The sequence below is a fragment of the Limosilactobacillus albertensis genome, from assembly GCF_014145555.1.
GTDB lineage: Bacteria > Bacillota > Bacilli > Lactobacillales > Lactobacillaceae > Limosilactobacillus > Limosilactobacillus albertensis.
Genome location: NZ_JACIVD010000069.1, coordinates 178,047 through 200,678, shown reverse-complemented (window position 1 = coordinate 200,678; position 22,632 = coordinate 178,047). Strand labels below are relative to the sequence as shown.

General features: G+C 38.1%; 20 protein-coding genes. 15 read left to right on the top strand and 5 right to left on the bottom strand.

Annotated features, from left to right (window positions below):
- Positions 1–6: 6 nt before the first annotated feature.
- Genes gyrB through yaaA form a run of 3 tightly spaced genes read right to left on the bottom strand, consistent with a single transcriptional unit; the run spans position 7 to position 3,307 of the window.
- A complete protein-coding gene (gene gyrB / locus H5S41_RS09595; RefSeq protein WP_182598434.1) occupies positions 7–1,956 on the bottom strand; it encodes a DNA topoisomerase (ATP-hydrolyzing) subunit B in 1,950 nt (649 codons plus the stop codon).
- On the bottom strand, positions 1,953–3,077 hold the full coding sequence (gene recF, locus H5S41_RS09590; protein ID WP_182603140.1) for a DNA replication/repair protein RecF: 1,125 nt from the start codon (positions 3,075–3,077) through the stop codon (positions 1,953–1,955). Before recF ends, gyrB begins: the two co-directional genes overlap by 4 nt.
- 8 nt (positions 3,078–3,085) lie before the next feature.
- Positions 3,086–3,307 (bottom strand): S4 domain-containing protein YaaA, encoded by a 222-nt coding sequence (yaaA, locus tag H5S41_RS09585; protein WP_182598435.1) that lies wholly within the window; start codon positions 3,305–3,307, stop codon positions 3,086–3,088.
- Positions 3,308–3,579: 272 nt separating this feature from the next.
- On the opposite strand from yaaA, the gene H5S41_RS09580 reads away from it, so the two are divergent.
- The gene (locus H5S41_RS09580; RefSeq protein WP_182603139.1) at positions 3,580–4,374 is read left to right on the top strand and encodes an SDR family NAD(P)-dependent oxidoreductase; all 795 of its coding nucleotides are present in this window, start codon (positions 3,580–3,582) and stop codon (positions 4,372–4,374) included.
- A gap of 64 nt (positions 4,375–4,438) precedes the next feature.
- On the opposite strand, the gene dnaN is transcribed toward H5S41_RS09580, so the two are convergent.
- Positions 4,439–5,581, bottom strand: coding sequence for a DNA polymerase III subunit beta (gene dnaN / locus H5S41_RS09575; RefSeq protein WP_182603138.1), 1,143 nt, complete (start codon positions 5,579–5,581; stop codon positions 4,439–4,441).
- 176 nt (positions 5,582–5,757) lie between these two features.
- Positions 5,758–7,080 (bottom strand): chromosomal replication initiator protein DnaA, encoded by a 1,323-nt coding sequence (gene dnaA / locus H5S41_RS09570; protein ID WP_182603137.1) that lies wholly within the window; start codon positions 7,078–7,080, stop codon positions 5,758–5,760.
- A gap of 496 nt (positions 7,081–7,576) precedes the next feature.
- On the opposite strand from dnaA, the gene rpmH reads away from it, so the two are divergent.
- The 14 genes from rpmH to lepB all read left to right on the top strand — a co-directional run bounded on the left by rpmH (position 7,577) and on the right by lepB (position 22,550).
- Positions 7,577–7,711 carry a 50S ribosomal protein L34 gene (rpmH, locus tag H5S41_RS09565; protein ID WP_003665227.1) on the top strand — a complete coding sequence of 45 codons (135 nt, stop codon included), beginning with the start codon at positions 7,577–7,579 and terminating at the stop codon, positions 7,709–7,711.
- A 139-nt stretch (positions 7,712–7,850) separates the two neighbouring features.
- Positions 7,851–8,204, top strand: coding sequence for a ribonuclease P protein component (gene rnpA / locus H5S41_RS09560; RefSeq protein ID WP_003665224.1), 354 nt, complete (start codon positions 7,851–7,853; stop codon positions 8,202–8,204).
- Positions 8,205–8,207: 3 nt separating this feature from the next.
- Positions 8,208–9,041, top strand: coding sequence for a membrane protein insertase YidC (gene yidC, locus H5S41_RS09555; protein WP_182603136.1), 834 nt, complete (start codon positions 8,208–8,210; stop codon positions 9,039–9,041).
- A gap of 100 nt (positions 9,042–9,141) precedes the next feature.
- Positions 9,142–9,891, top strand: coding sequence for an RNA-binding cell elongation regulator Jag/EloR (gene jag, locus H5S41_RS09550; protein WP_182603135.1), 750 nt, complete (start codon positions 9,142–9,144; stop codon positions 9,889–9,891).
- 158 nt (positions 9,892–10,049) lie between these two features.
- Positions 10,050–11,438 carry a tRNA uridine-5-carboxymethylaminomethyl(34) synthesis GTPase MnmE gene (gene mnmE, locus H5S41_RS09545; protein ID WP_182603134.1) on the top strand — a complete coding sequence of 463 codons (1,389 nt, stop codon included), beginning with the start codon at positions 10,050–10,052 and terminating at the stop codon, positions 11,436–11,438.
- 8 nt (positions 11,439–11,446) lie between these two features.
- A complete protein-coding gene (gene mnmG / locus H5S41_RS09540; protein ID WP_182603133.1) occupies positions 11,447–13,390 on the top strand; it encodes a tRNA uridine-5-carboxymethylaminomethyl(34) synthesis enzyme MnmG in 1,944 nt (647 codons plus the stop codon).
- Between the two features lie 154 nt (positions 13,391–13,544).
- Entirely contained in the window at positions 13,545–14,720 is a 1,176-nt protein-coding gene (locus tag H5S41_RS09535; protein WP_182603132.1) for an NADH-dependent flavin oxidoreductase, read from the top strand.
- Between the two features lie 40 nt (positions 14,721–14,760).
- Complete coding sequence (locus tag H5S41_RS09530) at positions 14,761–15,138, top strand: winged helix-turn-helix transcriptional regulator (protein ID WP_182603131.1); 378 nt, start codon at positions 14,761–14,763, stop codon at positions 15,136–15,138.
- Between the two features lie 143 nt (positions 15,139–15,281).
- Positions 15,282–16,001 carry an IclR family transcriptional regulator gene (locus H5S41_RS09525; RefSeq protein WP_182603130.1) on the top strand — a complete coding sequence of 240 codons (720 nt, stop codon included), beginning with the start codon at positions 15,282–15,284 and terminating at the stop codon, positions 15,999–16,001.
- A 16-nt stretch (positions 16,002–16,017) separates the two neighbouring features.
- Complete coding sequence (locus tag H5S41_RS09520) at positions 16,018–16,776, top strand: SDR family NAD(P)-dependent oxidoreductase (protein WP_182603129.1); 759 nt, start codon at positions 16,018–16,020, stop codon at positions 16,774–16,776.
- A gap of 141 nt (positions 16,777–16,917) precedes the next feature.
- Entirely contained in the window at positions 16,918–18,837 is a 1,920-nt protein-coding gene (asnB, locus tag H5S41_RS09515) for an asparagine synthase (glutamine-hydrolyzing) (RefSeq protein WP_163705163.1), read from the top strand.
- 138 nt (positions 18,838–18,975) lie between these two features.
- The gene (locus H5S41_RS09510; protein ID WP_182603128.1) at positions 18,976–20,526 is read left to right on the top strand and encodes a UDP-N-acetylmuramoyl-L-alanyl-D-glutamate--2,6-diaminopimelate ligase; all 1,551 of its coding nucleotides are present in this window, start codon (positions 18,976–18,978) and stop codon (positions 20,524–20,526) included.
- 20 nt (positions 20,527–20,546) lie between these two features.
- Positions 20,547–21,791, top strand: a complete 1,245-nt coding sequence (locus tag H5S41_RS09505) for a carboxylate--amine ligase (RefSeq protein ID WP_182603127.1) — start codon at positions 20,547–20,549, stop codon at positions 21,789–21,791.
- 153 nt (positions 21,792–21,944) lie between these two features.
- Positions 21,945–22,550, top strand: coding sequence for a signal peptidase I (lepB, locus tag H5S41_RS09500; RefSeq protein WP_153709405.1), 606 nt, complete (start codon positions 21,945–21,947; stop codon positions 22,548–22,550).
- The last annotated feature ends 82 nt before the right edge of the window (positions 22,551–22,632 follow it).

The window sequence follows — 22,632 nt, the reverse complement described above, 5'->3', positions numbered from 1 at the left end:
AGTCAATTACAGGTCAAGGTTTTCAACAAACTTTGCGTTCTCCTCGATGAAATCGCGCCGTGGTCCAACCTTGGTTCCCATTAGCATTGGGAAAATCTTATCCGCCTGTTCTGCATCATCTAATTTCACTCGTAACAGGTGCCGATTTTCTGGATCCATTGTGGTTTCCCATAATTGTTCAGCATCCATTTCCCCTAACCCTTTGTACCGTTGAATAACCGGCTTGGGACTAGGTTGAAGCGAGCTTACTACTTGTTCCAATTCTTCATCAGAATCAATATATTTTACAAACTTACCTTGCCGAACCTGATATAGCGGCGGCTGAGCAATGTAAACGTAGCCATGAGTAATCATCGGTTTCATAAAACGGTAGAACAAGGTTAACAATAATGTCCGAATATGGGCACCATCAACATCCGCATCGGTCATAATAATCAGCTTATGGTAATTGGCCTTAGTAATATCAAAGTCATCACCAAAGCCAGTTCCTAATGCTGTAAATAGTGAGCGAATTTCATCGTTAGCTAAGACACGATCAAGGGTTGCTTTTTCAACATTTAGAATCTTCCCTCGAATTGGGAGAATTGCTTGAGTCAAACGAGACCGCCCTTGCTTAGCAGAACCACCGGCTGAGTCCCCCTCGACAATAAATAATTCGGAAATTTCTGGATCCTTACTTGTATTATCTGCTAACTTACCAGGCAAGTTGCTAATTTCAAGACCGCTCTTTTTACGAGTAACTTCACGAGCCCGTTTAGCCGCAACTCGTGCCTTGGAAGCCAGCTGTCCTTTTTCAATAATTTGCCGTGCTTCATCTGGATGTTCTAATAAGAAACGGTTAAATGTCGCAGCGAAAACGTGGTCTGTAGCTGTCCGGGCATCTGAATTCCCCAATTTCGTCTTAGTCTGCCCTTCAAACTGTGGATCAGGGTGCTTAATAGATACAACGGCGGTTAAACCTTCACGAACGTCATCACCTGAAAGCGTCTCGTTATTTTTAAGTATGCCTGCCTTATGTCCATAGTCATTAATTACACGGGTAAGAGCCATCTTAAACCCTGTTTCGTGGGTCCCACCTTCATAAGTATGAATATTATTAGTGAAAGTTAGGAGATTACTACGGTATGAATCAGTATATTGTAAAGAAACTTCAACCGTAATGTCATTTTCTTTACCCTCAACATAAATTGGCGGGTCGAATAAAACATTTTGTTCTTCATTCAAGTATTCAACATAATGACGAATTCCGCCTTCATAATGGAATTCCTTACGCTCATGATCCTCTTTGCGCAAGTCTTCAATCGTAATCTTTAGCCCCTTGTTCAAGAAGGCCAACTCTCTTAAACGATCTGTTAACGTTTTAATGTTATAAGTTGTTGTTTCTCGGAAGATTTCCGGATCTGGCTTAAAATGAACCGTCGTACCATGTTCTGTTTCTGGAAGTCCTTCTTCAATTACTTTCATTGAGGACTTAACATGACCGTGATCAAAGTCCATGTAATAACGTTTTCCTTGACGGGCAACCTTTACATCTAGTTCAGTGGATAAAGCATTAACTACTGATGCACCGACACCATGTAACCCACCTGAAACCTTGTATCCGCCACCGCCAAATTTACCACCAGCGTGCAGAACCGTGAAGACTGTTTCCAATGCAGACTTGCCGGTTTCCTTTTGTGTATCAACCGGAATACCACGTCCATTATCCTTAACGGTGATACTGTTATCGGGGTTAACTACAACATTGATTTCATCACAAAATCCAGCGAGTGCTTCATCAATCCCGTTATCAACAATTTCCCAAACAAGATGGTGAAGTCCTTGGGCTGATGTTGACCCAATGTACATCCCCGGACGCTTACGAACTGCATCTAATCCCTTTAAAACCTGAATTTGACTAGCATCATATTCGCTAGCCAATTCCACTTTGGTTTCCTTTTGTTGCTCGTTGCTCACTTTACTTCCTCCTTATTCAAAGTGCCGTGCTCAATTTCAAAGATTGTGGGTTCATTAATTAACTGACGGGCAACATCACTTAGACTTGTCGTCGTCAAAAAAGTTTGAACTTTATTCTGAATTGCTGTTAACAAGTGTGTTTGCCTAATCGTGTCGAGTTCGGATAATACATCATCTAACAACAGCAATGGATATTCACCCGTTTGTTCTTTCATCAAATCAATCTCTGCTAATTTAACTGACAATGCAGTAGTACGCTGCTGTCCCTGCGACCCAAATGCCTGAACATTTTTATCATTTACCAGAAAACGAATATCATCACGGTGAGGGCCATAAATTGTCGTTCCCTGTTCAATTTCACGCTGCTCATTATCCTGGTACAGCTTAAAAAGTGCTTGATATGCTTCTTCAACTGTTGTTTCGTCACTAACCTTTAACTGATTAACATATTCAAGCCGCAATGTTTCTTTATTTAACGAAATCTCGCGATGAAGGTCTGCAGCCCATCCTTCAAGATGTTTTAAGAAATGTTGACGTGCCACAATTACTTCCGCACCAAAAGCAGCAAGCTGATCAGATAATACGCCTAAAAGAACACGATCAGTTTGTTGCTTATATTTTAGTTGCTTTAAATATTTATTTTTCTGTCGCAACAATGCACGATATTGTCCAGCATTATAAAGATACTTGCTACTCATCTGACTAAATTCACGATCCATAAAATGGCGCCGCAGTGCAGGTGACCCTTTTACGAGTGTTAAGTCTTCCGGGGCAAATAATATTGCGTTTAGTTGACCGACATATTGTGATAATCGGGCTTGTTCTAAGTGGTTTACCTTGGCTTTTTTCCCCTTACTTGTAAACTGCAGCTCAAGAGGAATCTTGCCGATACTTTTTTCAACAATCCCGCTTACTAATGCTGATTTTTCCTGCCAATTAATAAGCTCATGATCATTACTTGTCCGATGACTCTTAGTCAACGAAAGAACATAAATCGCCTCTAGCATATTTGTCTTGCCTTGTGCATTATGTCCAATTAAAACGTTCACTCCAGGATTGAAGTGAACGGTAAGATCCTGATAATTTCGAAAATGATGTAAATGCAATTCCGTCAGAATCATATTTATCCCTACTTACTCTTAATAACAAGTAATTGGTGATCAGGAATTTTAATTTTGTCTTCAGGATACAATTTACGTCCACGCCGATCATCTGGTTCATCATTTACTAATACAGTAGTTTCTTTTAAGAACCATTTTGCTGCTCCACCAGTCGGAATGATTCCTTCTTCCTTGAGTAACTGTCCGAGTGTAATAAACGGGCCGTCAATCAATACCGTCTTTTCTTCCAATATTTTCACCTACTTTTGTAAGTATATTATACCACATTATTCACCCTAATTTTGCGTTATTAGCCTTTCTAAGCGTATTAACTTAATTTAGTCTTTTTTATCAAAATCAAGTTAAAATGGCTCTACGTTCAAATTTTTAATATATGCTAAGAATTTCAGTTAAAAATAATTTATTGGCAACGAATTTTGGATATATTACTTAAGTCAATTACTTGTATTGAAATTAAAAACAAGGTAATAATTAATAAAAATGATTATGGAGGTAAAGTAACATGGATTTAGGATTAAATGGTAAGGTAGCTTTAATTACCGGCTCTACCAAAGGAATCGGTAAAGCTATTGCAATTGAAATGGCAAAAGAAGGCACGAACGTTATTATTAATGGTCGTAAACAAAAAGATGTTGATGCGGTTGTTAATGAAATTAAGGAGCAATACCCTAATACAACCCCACAAGGAGCACCATATGACATTTCACAAAAAGACCAGCGCCAAGAATTATTTACCGCTTTTCCAGAGGTTGATATTTTAGTCAATAATATGGGTATTTTTAAACCAATGGACTATTTCGATATTTCAGAAGAAACGTGGCAGCATTTTATCGATGTTAATTTTTACTCTGGAAATGCTCTTGCTAAATTTTACCTGCCTCAAATGCTAAAAAAAGATTTTGGCCGAATTATTTTTATTGCAAGCGAAGAAGCAGTCATGCCATCAGGTGAGATGCCACAATACAGTTTAACGAAAACAATGAATCTCTCATTAGCGAAGAGTCTTTCAAAATTAACTAAGGGTACTCACGTAACAGTTAATACAATAATGCCAGGCTCAACACTTACGGAAGGTGTCCAACAGATGCTGGTTGACATGTACAGTAATACAGATATTCCAGAAAACGAATGGGAAAGCGACTTTATGAAAAATCACCGGCCACTTTCACAAATACAACGATTGATTCGTCCAGAAGAAGTCGGCCGATTCACTGCCTTTGTGGCTAGCCCTTATTCTTCATCATTTTCCGGAGAAGCACTTCGACTTGATGGCGGACTGGTACCAACACTCTTCTAAAATCAAATTCAAATTTAAGTAAAAAAGCAACTCAAGGAAATTAACTTCCCGAGTTGCTTTTTTATTAGAATGTCCGCACTGGTGTAATCAGGTGAACAAAATTTTCTTGGTCTTCTGTTGGAACTAATGTAAACGGCCGCAATGGTGAAGTAAATGAAATCTTAATCGTTGCTTGACCGAATGAACGCAATGCATCTTTCATGTAGTTTGGATTAAATGAAATTTCAAGGTCATTTCCGTCTAATGCGCTTGTCACAACTTCTTCTTCAACCATCCCAATATCAGGAGAATCGCCACTAATCCGTACAAGATTTTCTGATGGCTTTAAGCTTAATTTAACAACATCATTACGACTTTCGTGAGATAAAAGTGAAGCCCGTTCAATTGATGCTAGAAAGCTGCCAGCTTCAAGTTCCACCGTGGTATCAGCAGTCTTAGGAATCAACTGACTAGTTTCCGGATAATTTCCTTCAAGTAGTCGTGAATAGAAATGAGTGTTTCCAAAAATGAATAATACTTGGTTTTCAGTTACTTGCATTTGAACATCTTCGTGAACATCGCTGATCATTCCCGAAAGTTCTTCCATACTCTTTCCTGGAATAATAACGTCAAAGTCGATTCCATTATCAATATTTTCTAAAACCACCTTCCGTTGTGCCAAACGATGGCTATCAGTGGCTACAGCAGTTAGAATACCATCTTTTAAGGTCATGTGAACCCCTGCTAAAATTGGTCGGCTCTCTTGTTTTGACACTGCAATTACCGTTTGGCGAATTACTTCTTTAAGAATGTCATTTGGAAGGGTCACTGTTTTATCAGTTTCAACTTCTGGTAAGTGAGGGAAGTTTTCCGCATCTTGGCCATTAATTTGAAACTTTGCAGAACCAGAAGTGATATCAGCTTGAAAACCACTTGTAACTTCAATAGTTACTTTCTTGTCTGGAAGTTTTTTTACAATGTCGCTAAAGAAGCGAGCTGGTAAAACAATTGCTCCTGTTTCTTCAATGGACAAATCGTTATCCGTATTGTTAGCATCAATAACACTTTCAATTGTAATATCTGAATTACTACCAGTTAACACAATGTTGTTTTCATTAACAACCATTTTTAATCCAGTAAGAATCGGAATAGTAGTCTTAGATGAAATAGCACGTAAGACATTATTTAATTGACTAATAAATGCTGTTCGATTAATTGTAAAATTCATATGTTTCAGTCCTTTTTGAGTGAATATATATATTTAATTAATAATTTAAAATATAGTCGTAGTAGTAGGGCTTGTTAATATTGTGGATAACTTGATAAAAGCTAAATATAATAAGTTATCCACCTGTTGATAAGTTGTGGATAACTTTGAGGATAAAAATAATAGTTATCCACAATCTATGAGCGAAGTTTAGCTTTTAATTTTGTAATATCATTTTGTAAGTCAGTATCTTTTTTCAGCCCTGCTTCGATTTTATCGATTGCATGAAGGACAGTGGTATGATCTTTACCGCCAAATTCGTTACCAATTTTTGGTAGTGAAGAATCGGTAAGTTCGCGAGAAAGATACATGGCTATTTGTCGTGGCATGACGATTTGTTTAACCCGTTTTTTACCGAGAATGTCGCTTTGGGTAATATTGTAGAAATCAGCAACTTGTTTTTGAATAGTTGTAATTGAGATCTCTGTTTTTGCTTCGCGGTGCAGGCCCTTCAATGCTTGGGATGCTAAGCTAGGTGTAATTCTTTCGCCGCTAAGATTAGCAAAGGCTTGGACTTTTGTTAGCGCACCTTCAAGTTCACGAATATTGGTATCAATCTGACCAGCAATATAGTTAAGGGTATCGTTACCAATGTCAATATGGTCCTCTTCAACTTTGCTGCGTAAAATGGCAATTCGTGTTTCTAAGTCTGGTGGCGTAATTTCTACGGTTAATCCCCAGCGGAAGCGAGACACAAGGCGGTCTTGTAGTTCTGGAATCTCATTAGGAATGCGATCAGAAGTCATAACAATCTGCTTTTTACGATCATGAAGAGCATTGAAGGTGTTAAAAAATTCTAACTGTGTCCCTTCCTTATTGGCAAGAAATTGAATATCATCAATTAGCAGTAAATCTAAGTTACGATATTCTTCCCGTAATTGTTCAGTTGTGTTGTTACGAATAGCATTAATGTAGTCGTTTGTAAAATCTTCGCTAGTAACGTATTTAACGCGCGCATTTGGATTGACTTGCAGCATATGGTTACCAATAGCTTCCATTAGGTGCGTCTTGCCTAATCCAACACCACCATAAATAAAGAGCGGATTATAAAGACTACCTGGACTTTCAGCAACAGCGAATGCTGCGGCGTGAGCCATCTTATTTCCTTCTCCAACAACAAATGTTCCAAAATTATAATGAGGATTTAATGGAGTATCCATTTCGAAAGAAGGGGTTATGTCGTCTTGCGTTTTTTTATTTGTGTAGGTAAATTCTCCCTCTAAAATATAATGCGGCTCTACGGAATGGCCTAATTCACGCTGGGCGAAATCCTTAAGCTGCGTATTTAAATTTTTGCGCCAAAAATCGCGGTGCACCGGAGTGGGCACCTCGATTTCTAGTTGATTTTGAGAGAGAGAAATTGCTTTTGCCGGAGCAATCAAAGTGTCAAAGGTAACCGGAGTGGTATCTTGACGAAATGAATTTTGGATCGCTTCCCACAGAGAATCGAGCTCAGTCAAAATAATTCCCCCTAAAGTATTAAATTACAAACGGTATTTTATCATTACATAGCAAAGTTTTCCACAGCCAAGTGAAGAATAATAAAAAAGTTTACACAACGCTGTGTGTAAAATGCTAATATGCCTGTGCAAAAAACCAAAATTAATAGTTTGTGTAGAGTTATCCACAAAAATATGTTGATATAGGTTGTTGATATAATAGCAAAAGCAAGAGTTATCAACAACTAAAAGGCCGCTTGTGGATAACTTTATAAACAGGTGTGGATTTGGGGATAATGGCTGAATAACCCTGTTGATAACTTGTCCACAAAAGCAAAATTTACACAACGCTGTGGATTATTTGTCCCATTTTGTTAATAATCAAAAAATTTTAAATAAAAATTCAACGTTTATTAATTTCATTAAGTGTGGTATACTACCAAAGTATGTTTGAAGAGATCGTCTTTTTAGACTCTAGAAACCAAACCACTCGAAATATAATAGGAGGTGCAATTGTATGAAGCGCACGTTTCAACCAAAGAAGCGTCACCGTGCACGTGTCCATGGCTTCCGTAAGCGCATGAGCACCAGTAACGGCCGTAAGGTATTAGCACGTCGGCGTCAAAAGGGCAGAAAAGTATTATCTGCATAACCACGGCCACTTTTACAGTGGCTTTTTTTATTGTGTGGGGCAGGGCAGTCAGCTTGACGAGCCATTGGAATCGTTAAAGTTGTCGTATGTCCAGCCCTATTTTTATATCTACTTAAAATTAAGGCTGGGGATTATATACATGAGAAAATCATATCGCGTAAAAAAGGAAAGTGAGTTTCAACGGGTTTTTGAAACCCATAATTCCGTAGCCAACCATAAATTTGTCGTGTATCAAATGGAAAAACCAGGACAGAAACATTTTCGGGTCGGCATTTCTGTTGGGAAAAAGATTGGGAATGCTGTTCATCGTAATTGGGTTAAGCGGCGAATTCGTCAAACCCTATTAGAGGTAAAACCACAATTGCGGTCTGATGTTGATTTTTTGGTTATTGCTAGGTCAGCGGCAGATGGTTTATCGATGGCAGAAACAAAGAAAAACCTAGTGCATGTCTTAAAACGAGCACATCTGTTAGATGAAAAAAGTGAGGATTAGGATTTGAATAAGAAAACGAAAAAATTCCTAAGCTTAGGGGCAATCATGAGTTTAACGTTATTGTTAGCTGCTTGCTCTAATAAGCCGATTACAAGTCATAGTACTGGTATCTGGGACCATTATATTATCTATAATTGTTCGCAATTCATTATCTGGCTATCAAAGCATTTTGGCGGATATGGAATGGGGATCATTATCTTTACGATCATCATTCGGATTATTTTGCTACCATTGATGTTCTACCAAACAAAGACGATGATGAAGACACAAGAACTTGCTCCTAAGTTAAAAGCAATTCAGAAAAAGTATTCATCACGTGATCGGGAGTCAATGCAAAGGATGCAAATGGAAACCCAAAAGCTTTATAAAGAAGCAGGGGTTAATCCGTGGGCATCGATGCTACCTTTATTGGTTCAGTTGCCAGTTATGTGGGCACTTTACCAAGCAATTTGGCGAACGAGTGCATTGCGAAACGGAACTTTCTTATGGTTGCAATTAGGACACCCGGATCCGTATTACATCATGCCAATTTTAGCGGCATTATTTACGTTTATTAGTTCTTGGTTATCAATGGCTTCCATGCCAGAGAAGAACTCGATGACGACTACAATGACATGGTTTATGCCAATTATGGTATTTTTCATGGCATTAGGATTCTCATCAGCTATTACCCTATACTGGGTGGTAACAAACGCTTTCCAAGTTATTCAAACACTTATTATTCAGAATCCATTTAAGATTCGTCGTGAACGAGAAGAAAAACAACAAGCTGAAAAGGCAAAGCGCCGCAAGATTGAAAAAGCAAAACGGCGGGCTTACCAAAGTCGGCGGAAATAGATTTTGGGGGTTGTAGTAAGAAAATTACTGCAAGCCTTTTTATTTGTTAGAAACTTTAAGTAGATTACAGGTCATAAGTAAACATGTGGGGGATAGGACAATGACAATCTTTGTCGGAACAACGATTGAAGAAGCAAGGGAAAAGGCAAGTACACAATTAAAGCTAACTGCGGGACAAACAATTGACGTTAAGGTTATTCAGCAACCGCGTCACGGGTTTCTAGGAATTGGTCGACGAGAAGCTAAAATTGATGTAGTGGTAAAAGATAAGGAAAGCCACTCAGCTTCATCAAAAGAAGAAAGCAAAGAAATAAACGAGGTACCATCAAATATTAAAGATAGGGAACTAGATCCAGCCGAAATTAAAAGGCGACAGGAAGCTAACCTGAAGAAGGTTCGAGAAACTAGCGCTCAATTAGTAGATTATCTTGTAACAGTGTTTAAAGAACTAGGCATTACTATTAAACCTAAAATTACCGAATTAGAAGCCCATGAACTAAAAATAGATCTTGAAACAGCAGAAAACGGCCGGGTAATCGGTAAACATGGCCGGCGAATTAATGCAATGGAACAGCTTAGTAACACATTCATGGATTATCATGGAGCTGCCAAAGTAAATGTAGTCCTTGATACGTCTAACTATCGTGAACGCCGACGAGAAACAATCCACCACTTAGCGCAAAAGGCAGTTACAGAAGTCGTTGCTAGTGGGAAAGCCGTCTTTATGGATCCAATGCCAGCACGTGAACGAAAACAAATTCATCAAGAATTAGAAAGTAATGATCATGTAAAAACTTACTCTCATGGGCGTGAACCATACCGCAGTGTTGTAATTGCTCCCAAAGATTAACTTATTTATTGACAATTTGTAGTAATGATTTTAGAATATGAGCGGTTATAAATTTTAATACTCGTTAAAGTAGTGAAAGTGCTTTGACCATGTTAGTAACGATTTTCGTTATTATGCATGGACTGGCACTTTTTTTGTTAGAAAGGAGTAAAGTAGCGATGGCAAACAGCGAGAATGATACGATTGCAGCAATTTCAACGCCAGTCGGTGAAGGAGGCATCTCCATTATCCGGATTAGTGGGGATGATGCGGTGAAAGTTGCACAACGGATTTACAAGGGCAAGAATCTCGCAAAGGTAGCAAGTCACACTATTAATTATGGTCATATTGTCGACCCTGATACGGATCAGGAAGTTGACGAAGTAATGGTTTCAGTAATGCGGGCTCCGCATACATATACTCGTGAAGATGTGATTGAAATCAATTGTCATGGTGGATTATTAGCAACTAATCGTATTTTGCAATTAGTACTCAGTTTTGGCGCACGGATGGCAGAACCTGGGGAATTCACTAAACGCGCCTTCTTAAACGGTCGTCTTGATTTATCACAATCTGAAGCTGTAATGGACTTGATTCGAGCTAAAACAGATAAGTCAATGAAAGTTGCGTTGAACCAGCTAGATGGCGATTTGTCACGGCTAATTCGGCATTTGCGTAAAGATATTTTGGATGTTTTAGCGCAAGTCGAAGTTAATATCGATTATCCAGAATATGACGCAGTTGAAGAAATGACAACGAAGCTCCTAAAAGAGAAAGCGGCAGATATTCAGCAACGAATCCAAGGTTTATTAAAAACGGCTAAACAGGGAAAAGTTTTACGGGATGGTTTAGCGACAGCGATTATTGGTCGGCCGAATGTCGGTAAGTCGAGTCTGCTAAATTCACTGTTGCATGAAGATAAGGCAATTGTCACGAACATCGCAGGTACGACCCGTGACGTAATTGAAGAATATGTAAATGTAAACGGCGTACCATTAAAACTAATCGATACAGCCGGAATTCGTGATACTAATGACCAAGTAGAGAAGATCGGGGTGGAGCGGAGTCGAAAAGCATTAGGCGCCGCTGACTTGGTTCTTTTATTAATCGATAGTGCTGCTGACTTAACTGATGAAGACCGTCAATTGCTTGAAGCAACGAAGGATAAACAACGAATCATTATTTTGAATAAAACGGATCTTCCACGGAAGGTTAACTTAGATGAGTTAAAAGAATTAGCAGAAAACAGCGCAGTTATTGAAACTTCAATTGTTAATCATGCCGGAATGGATCAGCTTGGCGAACAAATCAGTCACATGTTCTTTAACGAAGGAATTGAGAGTAGTCAAAGTAACGTGATGGTTACTAATGCGCGGCATATTGGATTGTTGCATCAAGCAAACGATGCCTTAAATGATGTTTTGAAAGGCATTAATGATGGGATGCCGGTTGACCTTGTTCAAATTGATATGACCAGGTGCTGGGATCTATTAGGTGAAATTACAGGTGACAGTTATCAAGATGAACTGTTAGATCAGCTATTTAGTCAATTCTGTTTAGGAAAGTAGGGAAAAGAATGAAAAGTTCAGAAGCATTGCAAACATCAGAAGCCGTACAATACGATGCCGGTTCATATGATGTAATCATTGTTGGTGCAGGACATGCTGGAAGTGAAGCGGCATTGGCGGCAGCACGGATGGGTAATAATACTTTATTAGTAACGATTAATCTTGAAATGGTTGCTTTTATGCCATGTAACCCTTCTGTTGGTGGTCCGGCAAAGGGGATTGTAGTCCGAGAAATTGATGCTCTTGGTGGCGAAATGGGGCATAACATTGATAAGACCTATGTTCAAATGCGAATGCTTAATACTGGTAAGGGCCCGGCAGTTCGGGCATTACGAGCACAGGCAGATAAACATGCTTACCATCGTGCAATGAAACAGACGATTGAAGAAGAACCTAACCTAACTCTTCGTCAGGCAACTGTTGACCAATTAATCGTTGAAGATGGTGTTTGTAAAGGAGTAATTACTAATACTGGTGCTCGTTATCATGCTAAGACAGTTGTATTGACCGTGGGAACGGCAGCACGGGGCAAAATCATTATTGGTGAATTACAATATGAATCTGGCCCTAATAACTCTAAGTCAGCAGTAAAGTTATCTGAAAACTTAGAGGAGCTTGGCTTTGACCTTGAACGTTTTAAGACCGGTACGCCGCCACGTGTTAATGGAAATACGATTGATTATGATGCGACGGAAGAACAACCGGGGGATGAAGAGCCGCACCACTTTAGCTTTGATACACCAGATAGTGCCTACATTCCGATTAGTGAACAATTATCTTGCTGGTTAACTTATACGAATGAAGGAACCCACGCTATTATTCGTGAAAATCTGAGTCGGGCACCAATGTTTTCTGGTGTAATTAAGGGTGTTGGGCCACGTTACTGTCCATCGATTGAAGATAAAATTGTTCGTTTTGCTGACAAGCCTCGCCACCAGGTTTTCCTTGAACCAGAAGGCCGGGATACTGATGAATATTACCTTGATGGGATTTCAACTTCCATGCCAGAAGAAATCCAACAAAAGATCGTTCACTCAATTAAGGGACTGGAAAAGGCAGAATTAATGCGTCCTGGCTATGCGATCGAATATGATGTCGTTGCGCCATACCAGCTCCACCCAACTTTAGAGACAAAGATTATTAAGAACCTTTATACTGCTGGTCAAACTAATGGTTCTTCGGGTTATGAAGAAGCAGCCGGACAAGGGCTAATTGCAGGTATTAACGCAGGATTAAGAGCATTAGGGAAAGAGCCGTTTGTGCTCAAACGTTCGGATGCTTATATCGGTGTTATGATTGATGACTTAGTAACAAAAGGAACGAAAGAACCTTACCGTTTACTTACTAGTCGTGCTGAATATCGATTGATTTTACGGCACGATAATGCTGATTTCCGGTTAATGGAAATGGGACATAAGATTGGTTTGGTTAGCGATGAACGGCTTGCAAAGATGGAGGATAAAAAGCGCCAAGTAGCAGCTGAAATCAAACGATTAAAGGAAATTAAGCTTAAGCCAAGTGATGATAAGGTTAATAAGTTTATTGAAGATCACGGAGATAATCGTTTGAAGGACGGAATTGCTGCAGCAGACCTATTGAAGCGGCCATACTTTGATTACCAAACACTAGCTGAATTTATTCCTGCACCAGAACATGAGCTTGATCGTCACGTTATTGAGCAGGTTGAAATTCAGTTGAAGTATGCCGGCTATATTAAGAAAGAAGAAGTTAAGGTTGAACGGATGAAGCGGATGGAAGCTAAGCGGATTCCAGAAGATATTGATTATGGTGATATTGATGGCCTTGCAACAGAAGGACGGCAAAAGCTTGAAAAGATCCGCCCAGAAACCTTGGCGCAAGCATCACGGATTAGCGGTGTAAACCCTGCTGATATTGCAATTTTGAGCGTTTATGTTCGACAAGGAAAGTTTTCTAAGAAGGATCATAAATAAAATTTCCTGGGAAATAAATCAAAATAATATAGTTTTATATTCCTATAACGATCAAAAAGAGACAAAATTGTCACTATTGGACAATAAAGTGCGTACTTCTAAAAAAGAATGATTTACCTTATAGTAATTTCATTAATTAAAAGGAGTGCTTGAAATGACATATAAAGATGAATTTATGAAGCCCTATCAATTTGCAAATGGATTAAGATTACAAAATAAGATTGTGATGGCTCCAGTAACAATGCAATCTAGTTTCTTTGATGGTACTGTTTCTGATGATGAAGTCAGGTTTTATCAGATGCGGTCAGGAGTAGGAATGATTATTGTTGAAGTAGCTAATATTAATGAAGCTGGGAAGGGATTTGAAGGAGAACTATCGGTTGCTGATGATCGATTTATTCCAGGACTTAGGAAGATAGCTAGTGCAATCCATAGCAAAGGATCAAAAGCTATCTTACAAATTTTCGATGCTGGAAGGAAAACAACTCGTAAAATCCTTCGAGGAACACAGCCACGAAGCGCAAGTGCTGTTGCTCCACACCGTGATTTGCAAAATATACCGCGAGAATTAACTAATACTGAGATTAAGCAGATAATAGCAGATTTTGGCTCGGCAACATTGCGGGCTATTAAAGCCAATTTTGATGGTGTTGAGATTCATGGTGCTAATACTTATTTAATTCAACAGTTCTTTTCACCACATAGTAACCAGCGTAACGACCAATGGGGTGGTAGTGTTTACCAACGAATGAATTTTGCTAAAGCGGTGATTGCAGAGGTACGACGTGTTGCAGATAAAAAGGCATCAAATAATTTTTTGATTGGATATAGGTTTTCTCCAGAAGAGTTATCTAAACCAGGAATTACTATGGACGATACATTAAAATTAGTAGATGTATTAAGTAATGAACCTATTGATTATTTGCATAGTTCAATGGGAAATCGTAAACGAACGTCTTTATTGGAGAAAACTAATCATGAAACACTTAATTCTAGAATTTTGAAGACTATAAGAGGCCGAAAGCCGTTAATTGAGGTAGGTAATATTTTATCGCCTCAAGATGCCAATGAAGCATTGCAAGATGGTGCTAGTTTGGTGGCAATGGGGCGTGAACTAATTCGCGAACCTAATTGGATTGAAAAAGTCAAAATTCATGATGAAAAGAGTATTCGCTATACACTATCACCTGCAGATATGAATTTATTGGGGTTACCAGGTGGGTTGCAACGGGAACTGAGAACAGGATTTTTAAATGCAATGAACTTTACTGATCAAGAAACGAGTGATTTTCTAGATAAGTTTGGTCAGATGGAAGGATTCGGTGGATAATCTAATTAATATTAAGAGATAGCTTAGGTGGAGAATATTTATGCGAAAAATATATCATTTAGCTGTTGAAGCAACGTTGGATGTTATTGGTGGAAAATGGAAACCAGTAATTTTATGCCATTTGGGTGGTCAAACTCTGCGGACAAGTGAGTTATGTAGATTAATGCCAGAAGTTTCACAACGCGTATTGACAAGACAATTACGAGAATTAGAACAAGATGGCATTGTTTGTCGGAAGGTTTATAATCAGGTTCCGCCTAAAGTTGAATATTCTTTAACTGATGAGGGTAAAAGCTTGAGAAATATTTTATTAGCGATGTCTGATTGGGGCGAAAAAAGAATAAAAAGAGAACAACAGAATGGACGAAAAGTTGAAATCTTAGATCATAATCAGGCAGGATTTTTACAAATGAAATAACTTTATTTAGTTGAGTAGGGAGTTAAATCGTAAAAGATTTTTCACCTGCTCTATTTTTATAAATTTCACTATTTGGAATTTATAAGAGTTTGATTGCACTTAACAGGAATAGTAATTATGGTACCGATATGAGGTTTAAACAATTGAGCAAGAAATTATCTAAAACTTTAATCAAGGCTAAGCAAGTTGAGGAATATATAAAACATAATCCGGGTGTTCGGTTAAAAGAAATCTGTCAAAAATTATCTCTTCCGCAAGCAACATGTTTTCGGTTATTAGCGACACTTGTTTATTTGGAGGAAGTAATAGTAGTTGATCATTGCTATTACTGGCATTCAGTTGATCAGATTAGTGGACAAACTAGTTGGCAAATTGCGGTTTTGGCAAACGCATTTGTAAAGGAAAATAATTTTCCAATTTATATTGGTATTGAAAGTGATAATCAAATTGTCATTACGCAGGTTGTTCCTCGTGATAATCATCCTGAAGACCTTAATAGATTAACCGAAACCTTACCGATAAATTTGAGTGCGATGGGACTTTGTTGGACAGCGTTTCAATCACCATTAATACAGGAACGATTATTGAAATCGGCGAGTTATGATGGTGGGACAAATTTTACACTTCGCGATCAATTAGAGTTGAAGCAAGCAATTAAAATAATTTTCCAGCAAGGGTACGCCTTAGATGATGAAGAAAAAGAACTTGGTACTAGATGTTTAGCTGTTCCTATTCTTAAAAATGGGCGAGCAGTTGCTGTTTTAGGAATTTCTGCTCAAATTAGCTTCTTTAAACGTCGCCAAATTAAGCTTCTAAAAAATCAGTTGACGAAGCTAAGCGGTGTTATTAGTCATATTATTTAAGTACGGAGGAACCTTTATGAAAACTATTGTAATTACAGGTGCTGCGACTGGAATGGGGTTAAGCATGAGTAAGTTATTCTATCAAAAGGGATGGAACGTTGTAATGGCAGGCCGTAATAAGGAGCAAGGGGAACAGGCAGCAAGTTCAATTAAACGAAAAGATAATAAAAATCGTATTATATTTGTACAAACTGATGTTGCTGACTCTAGTTCAGTTCAGAATTTATCAAATGAAACATATCAGTATTTTGAACATGCTGATGCAATTATTAATAATGCCGGAATTTTTATGCAAGGACGTATTGATGAACTTTCTGAAGAAAATTGGAATCGAGTAATAAATGTTGATTTCAACTCAATTTTCTTAATGACAAAATATTTTGTGCCAAAAATGATGGCAAGAAAAAGTGGGTCGATTTTAAATATCGCCTCAGTTTCTGGACTTTTTGGTGACTATTCAATTGCTTCATATAGTGCAGCAAAAGGAGCAGTTGTTAATTTAGTACGTTCAATGGCATTGGATTATGGGAAATACGGAATTCGGGTAAATAATATTTGTCCTGGTGCAACGGAAACAGCTATGTTCAAACAAAATCCAGAGAGTATTCAACAAAAATATCGAAAGGCAAGTCCGCTTGGCTATATAGCTAAACCACAAGATATTGCGCAGGCTGCTTACTTTTTGAGTAATGATGAGATGGCTCATGCAATTACAGGGGTTAATTTACCGGTTACAACCGGTTTTGGTATTTTTAGCGGACAACCTAAGCAGTAAGTTAAGTCTTTTTTAAGCAAGAGTAATAATAAACATCGAGATAGTATAAGTATGGTATAATTTAGGTTCGAGTTTTAATAACGAATTTTAAATAACTATTTTGTAATCCGTGAATTTAAGAGAAAGAAGAGGGATTTTATAATGTGTGGGATTGTTGCATTTGTTGATAATGAAAAACCACAAATTAAAGACCAGCTAATTAAAAAAATGAAGGACCGGATTATTCACCGGGGACCAGATGCAGAAGGTCAATATGTTGATGATGACGTGGCGCTTGGTTTCCGCCGGCTAAGTTTTATTGATGTTAAGTCTGGTAATCAACCAATTTTTAACGAAGATAGCTCAAAAGCAATTGAATTCAACGGTGAAATTTATAACTTTGAAGAATTACGTGAAGAGTTAATTAGTAAAGGGCATACATTTAAGACTCATGCCGATACAGAAGTAATCTTGCACGGATATGAAGAATGGGGCAAGAATGTTGTTAACAAGCTTCGCGGAATGTTTGGCTTTATCATTTGGGACTTTAAGACTAAAGAAATGTTTGGTGCGCGTGATCATTTTGGAATTAAGCCATTGTATTATGCTAAAATGAATGGCACTTTCTTTGTTGGCTCTGAAATTAAGGCCTTCCTTGATCACCCTAATTTCGATAAGCAGCTTAATAAAGAAGCTTTGAAGCCATATATGACATTCCAATATCCGGTTACCCAAGAAACATTCTTCAAGGGTGTTTACCGCCTTCCAGAAGCTCATTATTTCACCTATAAAGACGGTAAATTTGAAATGACCCAATACTGGGACGAAGACTTTGAACCAGAAGATGAGAGTTTTGATGAAGCAGTTAATAAGATTGATAATGTTGTTCAAAACTCAGTTAAGGCTCATACTTTTGCCGATAAGGGAATTAAAGTTGGTTCATTCTTATCAGCAGGGGTTGATTCAAGTCTAGTGACCGCTTTAATGCGTCCTGATAATACCTTCTCTATCGGATTTGATAGTACTTATGATGAAACAAAGCAGGCGCGTGAACTTGCGGCCAAGATGGGCTTAAAGAACACAGATGAAAAGCTGACTAACGAAGAAGCTTTCCATGCCTTCCCAATGATTCAATACTACCTAGATGAACCTGATTCTAATCCATCGGTTGTTCCTTTGTACTTCTTAAACAAGTTAGCAAAGGACAATGGGTACAAGGCTCTTCTTTCTGGTGAAGGTGCCGATGAATTATTTGCCGGCTACATTGACTATGGTTTTAATACCAAGGTTAAGTTTATTCGCTGGGTAACTGACCAGCTAAAGAAGATGCCACGTGAACGGCGGTATAAATTTGCTAAGTGGCTTGATGGGAAGCATTTCCATGGTCAAGAACATATGTACCGTAATTTAGCCCCTGCTCGTGATACCTTTATTGGTCAAGCTTATATCTTCAGCCCAGAAGAAGCAGCAGATTATCTTCAACCAGAATTTGATTGCGGGCCAAGTATTGCAGATATTCTTAATCCGCTTTTTGATAAAGTAGAAGATAAGGATATTGACGAAGTAGCAAAGAAACAATACATTGATTTGCACCGCTTTATGCCTGGTGATATTTGTTTGAAGGCAGATAAAATGAGTATGGCTAACTCTGTTGAGATCCGGGTGCCATTGCTTGATAAAGAAGTGATGAAAGTAGCTGAAACCACGCCAACTAAATATCTGTTTAACTATAAAGATACAAAGTGGGCCTTTCGGATGGCTGCTAACCGCCACTTACCGGAAGAATGGGCTACGCGGCCTAAGATGGGCTTCCCAACGCCTGTTCGTGCTTGGTTACGTGAAAAGAAGTATTACCAAGAAGTACGTGAATTATTTGAACAGGAATTTGTAAAAGAATTCTTTGATCAAGAAAAGCTTCTTAAGCTTGCTGATGACAACTTTGAAGGTAAAGTAGATGGTCGTCGTAAAATTTGGACAATTTACACCTTCTTAACATGGTATAAGTTATACTTCATTGATAATTTCAAGCCTGATGAGTCTGGAATTGATCGTTCCAAAAAGGCAGCTGCAACAGAGGCATAGAAAAATATTAAAGGAGGCGGCGAAGGGCTGTAGACTCTTCTAAGTCTCTTTTTTGTTAATTACGGATCCTTATTTATTTTTATGATAAAAAATGAAATAATATAGGACAGATTAGATTGAAGGAGAATCATTTGCAAGATGGAATTGCATATTACACCGGCTTTAGCGCTATTACGCGAGCACGATTTACTAGACCATGTTAGTAATTTAACTGATTTTACCGCGACGAGTGTGTCTTATGATTCACGAAAAGTAAAAGCAGGTACCTTATTCTTTTGTAAAGGGAATTTTTTACCAAAATATCTAGCATCAGCGAAAGAAAAAGGTGCAATTGCTTATGTTGCTGAGAAAGAGTATCCCGAGGGTGAAGGATTACCGGCAATTATTGTTAAAGACGAACAGAAGGCAATGTCTTTATTGGGTGCTGCATTTTATGGTTATCCACAAAACGATTTATTTATTATTGCTATTACGGGGACAAAAGGCAAGACGACAACCGCTTACTTTGCTGACCATGTTTTGGCGAAGAGTACAGATAACCATGTTGCGTTATTCTCCACACTTGATCGTGTTTTAGGCAATAAGCCGAAAGATAAATTCAAATCTGATTTGACTACTCCTGAATCACTGGATCTTTTTCATGATATGCGGGCAGCGGTTGACAATGGGATGACCCACTTAGTAATGGAAGTATCGTCACAAGCATATAAGAAAAACCGCATCTATGGTTTAAAGTATGACGTTGGAATTTTTCTAAATATTTCGCCGGATCATATTGGGCGGAATGAACACCCGACCTTTGCCGATTACCTTCACTGTAAAGAACAATTATTAGTAAATTCAGCTAGATGTCTAATTAATGCTGAAACTTCAAAGTTTACCGATGTCTATTACACTGCTAAAGCAACCACTCAACCTGAGAATATATTCTTATTTGCACGTCGAGGAGCAAAATTAGATTTACCTGATGATGTGCAAGTAGATTTTGAATATCGGAATGATTTGGAAGACCTTCATGAGAGTGAGTTTGAATTAGCGGCCCTGACTGAAAAGGCTAAAAATTTGAAATTAGATGGACGCTACAAGACAAGTGTGCCCGGCGATTACAATGAAGGGAATGCAGTAGCTGCAATAATTGCCAGTGGTCTTGCTGGCGCTAAGGCTAATGATGCGGTTGAAACCTTGAATCATGTTCATATTCGTGGTCGAATGGAAATGATTAATAGTAAGCTACACGGGACGATTTACGTTGATTATGCACATAATTATGCTAGTTTAAAACGACTCTTAGCGTTTTTGAAACGGCAAACTAACGCGGGGAAAGTAACGGTAGTATTAGGCGCAACCGGTGACAAGGGAATTTCTCGGCGTCCAGGATTTGGCAAGGCGCTGACGGAAGAACAGCCAGATGAGGTAATTTTAACAACTGATGATCCGGGCTATGAAGATCCGATGACTATTGCCCGGGAAATAGATTCTTATATCGACCATGATAAAGTAAATAACATTCAATTTGAGATGGATCGTGAAAAGGCGATAAAAAAGGCAATTGACGATAGTAAAAATGATGATATTGTAGTTCTTGCAGGAAAAGGTGAAGACCCTTACCAAAAGATTAATGGTAAAGATACTCCATACCCGACTGATGTAAAAATTGCACGTGATTATATTAATAAATTAGAAAAATAATAAAAGAGGAGATAACTTCAATGAGTGAGCAGGAATTTGTTCCATTGATACTAGGTAGTGATTTTAATGCGTATGGAATGGCACGGTCAATGTATGAGAAATACGGGATCAAGTCGCAATTATATGCTCGCCAGCCATTAGCCCCTACCCGTTATTCAAAAATTGTAGACTTACATTATAATGAGCAGTTACAATCACCAGAAGTGTTTACTAAAGTATTAATTGAAGCGGCTGATGAATTTGCTAAACAAGGAAAGAAAACGGTGTTGATCAGTTGTGGAGACGATTACACTGAATTAGTTGCTAAAAATCGAAAAGTGTTGTCTAAGCATATGTTCTGTCCATATGCGGACTATGATGAAGTAGCGACTCTAACTGATAAAGAAAAATTCTACAATGTCTGTGAAAAGTACGGACTCCCTTATCCAAAGACAGATATTTTGAAGCCGGACCTTGATTATAAGAGTTACAATTCACCATTTGATTTTCCAATCGCTTTGAAGGCAGCTGATGCGGTGCAATGGCATAAAGGTAATTTTGAAGGATATGAAAAAGCCTACATTATTAAAACACCTGAACGATTAGCTGAAGTATTAGAAACAATCTATGAGCATAGTCCGTATAAGGGTGATCTGGTTTTACAAGAATTTATCCCAGGTGATGATAGTAATATGCGGACCATTAATTGCTATGTCGATAAAGATCATAAGGTAAAGATGATGTGCCTCGGTCATCCGCTTCTCGAAGATTGTAATCCGGCAAATGTCGGTAATTATGTTGCGATCATGCCGGCATATGACCAACAAATCTATGATAATATTAAAAAATTCCTTGAAAGCATTGAGTTTACTGGATTTGTTAACTTTGATCTGAAATATGATCGTCGGGATAACCAGTTTAAAGTATTTGACCTCAATCCACGCCAAGGTCGCAGTAGCTTCTTTGTGTCATTAAATGGTTACCAGCTTGCTACTTTCCCAGTGGAAGATTATGTCTTTGATAATTTAAAAGACCAAGATACAATTTACGGAAATAAGGACGAGAGTAACTATAAATTATGGCTGGGAGTTTCAAAGAAGACCTTCCTCCAATATGCTAAAAATAATGATATCAAGAAACAGGCTGAAAAATTGATTGAAGAAGGGCGTTATGGGACTACCTTCCATTATGCTAAGGATATGAACTTTATGCGGTGGTTAATGGAACAGCGAATTAACCATAACTATCAGAAGAATTTTGCAAAATATTTTGTTGAAAAGAAATAAAGATTAGAAGAAGCAGTTAAGTCAAAGCTTTTCTGCTTCTTTTTTGTATAAATAAATGTGAAAATAATATATTATTTATTATAAATAACTTTCCAGGTTTCATTACTAGTTGTATGATTAGTAATAGTTAAGTAAAGAAATTGAGGAATTAGAATGAAAGCATTTCGTGAAGCGATGAGTTGGATTATTCCCATTTTAATTGGGTTAATAATCGCATTAGTAATAAAGCAGTTTTTCTTCCAAATTGTTCGTGTTGATGGACCATCCATGCAACCTAATTTACAAAACAATGAACGGGTATTCTGCTTGAAAACTGCTAAAATTCACCATGGAAGCGTAGTTGTTTTTGATGCCAATGGTGTTGATCCGCAAGTGTCAGTAAAAACGGATTATGTTAAGCGAGTGATTGGTCTTCCTGGAGATACTGTTAGTTCAAAGAATGGTAATATTTATGTCAATGGTAAGAAGATCAATCAAGACTATATTAGTAAGAGTCAACGGACAACGGGAACCGGAAACTGGACTTTGCGTAGTATCTCAGTTCAAAATAGTTGGCTGAAAGATAATGGTGCTACTAAAGTTCCGAAGGGTGAATACTTTGTTCTTGGTGATCACCGAAGCGTTTCAAACGATGGTCGTTACTGGGGATTTGTGCCTAAGAGTAAGATTGATGGGGTTGTAAAAGTTCCATCATGGTCAGGCACAAAGACAACTCGAGAAAATGTTAATAAAGAGTGGCAACACTTTTATGATAAGTAATAAGAGGGCACACGACAGAAGTTATTTCATGTCCTCATAAGCATAAAAAGGCTACCAGCGTTCGGCTTTGCCGAGCACTGGT

Bases quoted from the DNA above. Each gene is read 5' to 3' on its own strand.
- recF (WP_182603140.1), bottom strand. From the start codon at position 3,077: ATGATTCTGACGGAATTGCATTTACATCATTTTCGAAATTATCAGGAT.
- H5S41_RS09580 (WP_182603139.1), top strand. From the start codon at position 3,580: ATGGATTTAGGATTAAATGGTAAGGTAGCTTTAATTACCGGCTCTACC.
- dnaN (WP_182603138.1), bottom strand. From the start codon at position 5,581: ATGAATTTTACAATTAATCGAACAGCATTTATTAGTCAATTAAATAAT.
- rpmH (WP_003665227.1), top strand. From the start codon at position 7,577: ATGAAGCGCACGTTTCAACCAAAGAAGCGTCACCGTGCACGTGTCCAT.
- rnpA (WP_003665224.1), top strand. From the start codon at position 7,851: ATGAGAAAATCATATCGCGTAAAAAAGGAAAGTGAGTTTCAACGGGTT.
- jag (WP_182603135.1), top strand. From the start codon at position 9,142: ATGACAATCTTTGTCGGAACAACGATTGAAGAAGCAAGGGAAAAGGCA.
- mnmE (WP_182603134.1), top strand. From the start codon at position 10,050: ATGGCAAACAGCGAGAATGATACGATTGCAGCAATTTCAACGCCAGTC.
- mnmG (WP_182603133.1), top strand. From the start codon at position 11,447: ATGAAAAGTTCAGAAGCATTGCAAACATCAGAAGCCGTACAATACGAT.
- H5S41_RS09535 (WP_182603132.1), top strand. From the start codon at position 13,545: ATGACATATAAAGATGAATTTATGAAGCCCTATCAATTTGCAAATGGA.
- H5S41_RS09530 (WP_182603131.1), top strand. From the start codon at position 14,761: ATGCGAAAAATATATCATTTAGCTGTTGAAGCAACGTTGGATGTTATT.
- H5S41_RS09520 (WP_182603129.1), top strand. From the start codon at position 16,018: ATGAAAACTATTGTAATTACAGGTGCTGCGACTGGAATGGGGTTAAGC.
- asnB (WP_163705163.1), top strand. From the start codon at position 16,918: ATGTGTGGGATTGTTGCATTTGTTGATAATGAAAAACCACAAATTAAA.
- H5S41_RS09510 (WP_182603128.1), top strand. From the start codon at position 18,976: ATGGAATTGCATATTACACCGGCTTTAGCGCTATTACGCGAGCACGAT.
- H5S41_RS09505 (WP_182603127.1), top strand. From the start codon at position 20,547: ATGAGTGAGCAGGAATTTGTTCCATTGATACTAGGTAGTGATTTTAAT.
- lepB (WP_153709405.1), top strand. From the start codon at position 21,945: ATGAAAGCATTTCGTGAAGCGATGAGTTGGATTATTCCCATTTTAATT.